Here is a 6,598-nt window from a genome sequence, read left to right on the forward strand (position 1 = left end):
ACCGAGGACGCTGGCGTCTGGTAGACCGCCATCGCGAGCAGGCTCGCTCCCACAGTTGGTTTATGTTGATCATTCGGACAATATTCGGCTCTGAAACCACGTATCCTCTGCACCCGTTTCACGCTCACTCAATGTCTCGCGAGGACAGTTTGTCTAAAGGTATTGCTCTATCGGTGTCAGCCTCGGTGCTGTTCGCCGTCATGTATTTCTACACCTCGTTRCTGTCGCCCCTGAGCGGCGTGGAAATCTTCGGCTGGCGAATGCTGCTGACCGTGCCGTGCATGACCGTGTTCATGGTGGTTTCCGGCGAATGGCGGCGCGTGGTCGAGATCCTCCGTCGAGTGGGCAGCAAACCGGCATTGTTCGGTGGCCTGCTGGTTTCCTCGGCATTGCTCGGCGTGCAACTCTGGTTGTTCATGTGGGCGCCGCTGAACGGCCACAGCCTTGACGTTTCGCTGGGCTACTTCCTGTTGCCACTGACCATGGTGCTGACCGGGCGCATCGCCTATGGCGAACAGCTCTCGTACCTGCAAAAGATCGCCGCGTTTTTCGCCACCCTCGGCGTGCTCAACGAGTTGTATCAGGTGGGCAGTTTTTCCTGGGCGACTCTCTTGGTGGCCATCGGTTACCCGACCTATTTCGTGCTGCGCCGACGTCTGGCGTCGGACAACCTCGGCGGTTTGTGGCTGGACATGACGCTGATGCTGCCGGTGGCGTACGGGTTCGTGCACAGCGGTGAACAAGGCTTTGCCGTATTCGATCAACACCCGTGGTTGTCGCTGCTGATCCCCCTGCTCGGGGTGATCAGTGCTTCGGCACTGGTGGTGTACATCATTGCCAGCCGCTTGCTGCCATTCAGCCTGTTCGGGCTGCTGAGCTATGTCGAACCGGTGCTGTTGCTGGGGGTTGCATTGCTGCTGGGAGAAAGCATCAAGGCGGGAGAATGGCTGACCTACATCCCGATCTGGCTGGCGGTGCTGGTGTTGGTGTTTGAGGGCTTCAAGCATTTGATGCGGCATCGCCGCCCGTAAAGCACACAAAACAATGTGGGAGCGAGCCTGCTCGCGATGGCGTCTTCAGACTCAACATTGATGTTGGCTGACAGATCGCTATCGCGAGCAAGCCCGCTCCCACAGGTTTACCGTTGAGTCAGATTACTCAGTCGAGAGCACACCACGGCGAACCTGGTCGCGTTCGATGGATTCGAACAGTGCCTTGAAGTTGCCTTCGCCGAAGCCATCGTCGCCTTTACGCTGGATGAATTCGAAGAACACCGGGCCCATCAGGGTTTCCGAGAAGATTTGCAGCAACAGACGCTTGTCGCCCGCCTCGGACGAACCGTCCAGCAGAATCCCCCGCGCTTGGAGTTCGTTGACCGGTTCGCCGTGGTTTGGCAAACGGCCTTCGAGCATTTCGTAGTAGGTGTCTGGCGGCGCGGTCATGAAGCGCATGCCGATCTTTTTCAGGTGATCCCAGGTCTTGATCAGGTCATCGGAGAGGAAGGCAACGTGCTGGATACCCTCGCCGTTGAACTGCATCAGGAACTCTTCGATCTGCCCGGCGCCCTTGGACGACTCTTCGTTCAGCGGGATGCGGATCATGCCATCCGGGGCAGTCATGGCCTTGGAGGTCAGGCCGGTGTATTCGCCCTTGATGTCGAAGTAACGGATCTCGCGGAAGTTGAACAGCTTCTCATAGAAGTTCGCCCAATAGGCCATACGGCCGCGGTACACGTTATGGGTCAGGTGGTCGATGATCTTCAGGCCGGCCCCGACCGGGTGGCGGTCAACGCCTTCGATGAACACGAAGTCGATGTCGTAGATCGAGCTGCCTTCACCGAAACGGTCGATCAAGTACAGCGGCGCGCCGCCGATGCCTTTGATCGCCGGCAGGTTCAGTTCCATCGGGCCGGTTTCGATGTGGATCGGCTGGGCGCCGAGTTCCAGGGCGCGCTTGTAGGCCTTTTGCGAATCCTTGACCCGGAACGCCATACCGCATACCGACGGACCGTGTTCAGCCGCGAAATACGACGCCACGCTGTGGGGTTCGTTATTGAGGATCAGGTTGATCTGGCCCTGCCGATACAGGTGCACGTCTTTGGAGCGGTGGGTCGCGACCTTGGTGAAGCCCATGATCTCGAAGATCGGCTCAAGGGTGTTCGGGGTCGGCGATGCGAATTCGATGAACTCAAAGCCCATCAGGCCCATTGGGTTTTCGTATAAATCTGCCATGGTTGGCGCCTCATCATGATGCTTTTGGAATTAACGGAACGTTAGTTACAAGCACTGCTGAGAGCGGCGGGTGGCGCACAGGAGATACCTCGCACACTGCGGGCGAGAAAATCACCGTAGATCAATTGGAACCCAAATATCTTCATTGTCGACCCAAGGCTCTTGCGGGCGAGGCTTCTGCTGCCAGAAGACGTTATTCTTATATGCGTAACCGGATTCTACACAGCGTAACCTTGTTTGTCCGCCTTCTCTATAAAATCCCCCTTTTTGACGCCGGTGCAAGGGGTTTATTGCACAGGTAAATGCCCAGCAGAATCGCCCCGCCTCCCAGGTACATCGCCCCACTCGACTGCTCGCCCAGCAACAGCGCGCCAAGTATCACTGCCGTCAGCGGATTCAGGGCGATGAACACCCCCGAACGGGTAGCGCCGATTTTACGAATACCGTCGTAGTACCAAATGTAGGCCAGTGCCGAACCGAGTACCCCCAGGTACAACAGACTCAACAGCTGCGTCACCTGCAAATCGCCCAACACCTCAAGACTCACCTCGCCGCGTGCGGCGCTGGTCGTCCACAACATCAATGTGCCCAGCACAATCGAGTAGGTCACGGTGTGCAGCGGGCCCAACGCTTGGTTCAGGCCTTTGGAAAACAACGAATAGATGCCCCAACCCAACACGCAACCGAAAATCAGCAGATCACCGATCCAGCTGTTCGCGGCGCCGCCATCAAACACCGGCTGGTTGCGACTGAAAATGACCACCCCTGCCCCAGCGATGCAGATCGCGATGCCGCCAATTTTGACCCGACTCAAGCGCTCCTTGAACAGCAGCCACGACGCCAACCCGATGACCGCCGGATTCAGCGCCACGATCAGCGATGCCCGAGAGGCGTTGATGTAGTGCAAGCCGTAAAAGAAACACAGGTTGTAAAAGAAGATCCCGAAAAAACCCAGCACGCCCAACTGCAACCACTGCCTGAAGGTCGGACGCATCAAAGGGATGCGCGCCAGAGCCATAAACAGCAGCAAGGCCAGGCTCGCCAACAGAAAGCGCAGGCTCGCCGCGAATAACGGGCTGAGAGCGTCGGCGAGAAACCGGCCAGCCACGAAGGTCCCACCCCAGATCATCGTGACCGTGGCGAGTTTCAGGTAAACCGGAACATCTGAATCACGGGAGCCACTTTGGACAAGGCTTTTCATAAATTTCCACGCCGAGAAGGAAGTCGGATGACGTATTCTTTGCGTAATGCCTGATCATCGTAAAATGAGTAAATACTCATGACCCTGACCCAACTCGAGATTTTTTCGCTGGTGGCCGAGCTGCACGGTTTCACCAGTGCGGCCAACCGCCTGGGCATCACCCAGTCGGCGGTGTCCCATGCCATCAAGTCGCTGGAGCAGGAACTCGGTGTAGAGTTGCTCAGACGGCATCAGTCCCACATCGAGCTAAGCGATATCGGACAACAACTGCTGTTACGCGCCCGCGCCATGCTCGGGCTGGCCAGCACCTTGCGCCAGGAAGCAGCGGATGCTCGCGGAATGAAACGTGGCACGCTGCGTATCGGCTCATTCGGACCGACCTCGTCGATCAAACTGCTGCCGAAGATTTTGCAGCACTACCGTGCGGCGTATCCCGGAATCGAGATCCACGTTGACGAAGGCCCGGATCGGCAAGTGCTGCAATGGCTTGACGAGCGGCGTATCGATATCGGTTTTGTGGTGTTGCCCGAGGAACGCTTTGATACGTTTGCCCTGGTGGAAGACCAGATGGTCGCGCTGATACCGGCCACTCATGAACTCGCCCGACGCGACAGCCTGAGCTTGAGTGATCTGTGTCACGACCCGTTCATTCTCACTGAAGCCGGCTCTTCGGAGCTGGTTTCGCACCTGTTCAGCGCCGCCCGGCTGACTCCGGACATTCGCTATCGCAGCTCGCAGTTGCTCAGCACACTGGAAACCGTCAGCCGTGGCGACGCCTTGACACTGGTCGCCGAACTTTCGCTGCCGAACGCGGAACATGCGCGCTACGTGAAAAAGCCACTTTCACCGCCGGTCAAACGTCAGGTCGGCCTGGCAGTACTCGACCAGCGCCAGTCATCACCGGCGACCCTGGCGTTTATCAAGTTGGCCGCAAGCCTGGACTACCGTTGAAAAGCGCAAAGCCTTTACGCCATCTATCATGGCCCTTGTCTGTACTCTTTTTGAGAGGCAAGCCTGTGCCCTGCCTGCACTTGAGCTCCCTACTCCATCGTCGCAGGTTCCACACATGCCCTTGACCATCAAAGCCCGCCGCACGCCACGGACTCGCAACCTCATCACGCTGTTGATCGGCTTGGTGCCGGTGGTGCTGGGCTTCGTCATTCTGCATATGCAGGCCGGACGGGCGCTGGAGCAAAGCACCCACCAAACGGCCGAAGAAGCGGTGCGGCAATTCGATTTGATGCTCGATGACACCGCGCTGGCGGCACAAGAACTGCTGCCGCTGGCCGGACAGCCTTGCGCCGATGTCAAACTGGCCCTGCGCGAACAAGTCACGCGCCGGCCCTTCGTGCGTTCGACCAATCTTGTGTGGGACAACAACATATATTGCAGTTCACTATTTGGCGACTATCAGGCAGCGGTTGATCCTGGCGAGTACACACAAGGCAAGTTGTGGTTGATGAACGGCAACCCGGTCACACCCAATACCGCGGTGCTGGTGTATCGCCTCAGCGAAGGCAAGCAAGGCGCCCTGACCGCCCTTGACGGCTATCACCTGAGCAACGTCCTGCGGCTGATTGGTCGCCAGACTCTACTGTTACTGCAAGTCGGCCCCCACTGGTTATCTACCGATGGCCAGGTCCACGAGGGCACCTTGTCCGTATTGCCGGTAGCCCGAAGCAACCTTGCGTCTTCGCGGTATGCCTTTGAAGTAGAGGCCGGTTTTCCCGAGGGCGAAGTCTGGCGCTACATGAAAAGCGAATACCCGCCGTTGTTCAGCCTGCTGATCTTCTTTGGGGTGATCGCCGGGGCCGTTGGTCATTGGCTGCAGAAACGCTCGTCGTCACAGACTCATGAACTGCAACGGGCACTGGAAGCCAATGAGTTCATTCCTTACTTCCAGCCTGTGGTTCACGGTGATAGCAAAGAGTGGGCAGGCGTCGAGGTCCTGATGCGCTGGCAGCACCCAAAAGAAGGCCTGGTGCGTCCGGACCTGTTCATTCCATTCGCCGAGCATTCCGGATTGATCGTGCCGATGACCCGCTCGTTGATGCGCCAGACTGCCGCGTTGCTCGCCCCGCATGCGCCTATGTTCCATGAGCGCTTTCACATCGGCATCAACATCACCGCCAGCCACTGCCGTGACCTTGCGCTGGTAGACGATTGCCGCGAGTTTCTCGCCGCCTTCCCGCCCGGCAAGGTTGCGCTGGTTCTGGAGCTGACCGAGCGCGAGCTGATCGAACCCAACGCCATCACCCTTCAATTGTTCGAACAGTTACATGCGTTGGGGGTGATGATTGCGATCGATGATTTTGGCACCGGGCATTCAAGCCTGGGCTATTTGCGCCAGTTCAATGTGGACTTTCTGAAAATAGATCAGAGCTTTGTGGCGATGATCGGTGTTGATGCCTTGTCCCGCCACATACTCGACAGCATCATCGAACTCTCGGCCAAGCTGGACCTTGGTATCGTTGCCGAAGGTGTCGAAACCCTCGAACAGAGTGATTATCTTGCCCGTCACGGGGTGAACTTCCTGCAAGGCTACCTATTTGGGCGACCCATGCCGGCTACCGATTTCATTATTGCGTTGAACAGCCATTAATTAGCCACTTTGCGCGTTCCATGGACATCCTCAACAAAAGGATCCACGCCGCAAATTGCATCAAACAGCAACGCGCGTTACATCATGAAAAAGACGTGATTTACTCTGAGCAAATTAACTACTACAATTTTTCTTGCCTGCGCAAGATTGACAGGTGAGCCATTAACACCGAGTCGCTACAAGGCTCTTGGCTTATAGCTTTGTTGGCGGTTGGTATCAGCCAAACACACTATTGGAGTAAAGATATTGTCCAGACTCGCTGAATTTCGTGCCGCTGAAAAGGCCCTTCAAGAACAGCTCGCGCAGCTGGAATCGCTGAAGAACGACGCCGGGCTCAAGAAAGAAATCGAATTCGAAGAAAAGCTCCAGGGGCTGATGAAAACCTACGGCAAGAGCTTGCGCGACATCATCGCCATTCTCAACCCGAACCCAAAATCCGGCCTGCTGCAGGCCGCCGCACCGAAAACCCGCCGCGCCCGTGTGGTCAAGGTTTATCAAAACCCGCACACTGGTGAACTGATTGAAACCAAGGGCGGCAATCACCGTGGCCTGAAAGCCTGGAAG

The 6,598-nt window shown here is 57.1% G+C and carries 6 protein-coding genes; 4 read left to right on the forward strand and 2 right to left on the reverse strand.

Features of this window, described 5'->3' with window-relative positions:
- The first annotated feature begins 149 nt into the window (after positions 1-149).
- On the forward strand, positions 150-1,031 hold the full coding sequence (gene rarD / locus AC1DH9_RS18310; RefSeq protein WP_427537037.1) for an EamA family transporter RarD: 882 nt from the start codon (positions 150-152) through the stop codon (positions 1,029-1,031).
- Between the two features lie 123 nt (positions 1,032-1,154).
- On the opposite strand, the gene hppD is transcribed toward rarD, so the two are convergent.
- Both hppD and AC1DH9_RS18320 read right to left on the reverse strand, forming a co-directional pair.
- Entirely contained in the window at positions 1,155-2,231 is a 1,077-nt protein-coding gene (gene hppD / locus AC1DH9_RS18315) for a 4-hydroxyphenylpyruvate dioxygenase (RefSeq protein WP_427532360.1), read from the reverse strand.
- A gap of 250 nt (positions 2,232-2,481) precedes the next feature.
- Complete coding sequence (locus AC1DH9_RS18320) at positions 2,482-3,432, reverse strand: DMT family transporter (RefSeq protein WP_427537039.1); 951 nt, start codon at positions 3,430-3,432, stop codon at positions 2,482-2,484.
- 78 nt (positions 3,433-3,510) lie between these two features.
- Here AC1DH9_RS18320 and AC1DH9_RS18325 point away from each other — a divergent pair, with 78 nt between their 5' ends.
- From AC1DH9_RS18325 to AC1DH9_RS18335, 3 genes are all read left to right on the forward strand, one after another.
- Positions 3,511-4,383 (forward strand): LysR family transcriptional regulator, encoded by an 873-nt coding sequence (locus AC1DH9_RS18325; protein WP_427537041.1) that lies wholly within the window; start codon positions 3,511-3,513, stop codon positions 4,381-4,383.
- A 115-nt stretch (positions 4,384-4,498) separates the two neighbouring features.
- Positions 4,499-6,034 (forward strand): EAL domain-containing protein, encoded by a 1,536-nt coding sequence (locus tag AC1DH9_RS18330; RefSeq protein WP_427537043.1) that lies wholly within the window; start codon positions 4,499-4,501, stop codon positions 6,032-6,034.
- A 246-nt stretch (positions 6,035-6,280) separates the two neighbouring features.
- The coding region (locus AC1DH9_RS18335) for a histone-like nucleoid-structuring protein, MvaT/MvaU family (protein WP_477808539.1) at positions 6,281-6,598 on the forward strand (318 nt) is incomplete at its 3' end.

The organism is Pseudomonas sp. 05T35, from assembly GCF_056396605.1.

What these genes read in the sequence shown, in the direction of transcription:
- AC1DH9_RS18325 (WP_427537041.1), top strand. Translation starts at nt 3,511, where the DNA reads ATGACCCTGACCCAACTCGAGATTTTTTCGCTGGTGGCCGAGCTGCAC.
- AC1DH9_RS18330 (WP_427537043.1), top strand. Translation starts at nt 4,499, where the DNA reads ATGCCCTTGACCATCAAAGCCCGCCGCACGCCACGGACTCGCAACCTC.
- AC1DH9_RS18320 (WP_427537039.1), bottom strand. Translation starts at nt 3,432, where the DNA reads ATGAAAAGCCTTGTCCAAAGTGGCTCCCGTGATTCAGATGTTCCGGTT.
- hppD (WP_427532360.1), bottom strand. Translation starts at nt 2,231, where the DNA reads ATGGCAGATTTATACGAAAACCCAATGGGCCTGATGGGCTTTGAGTTC.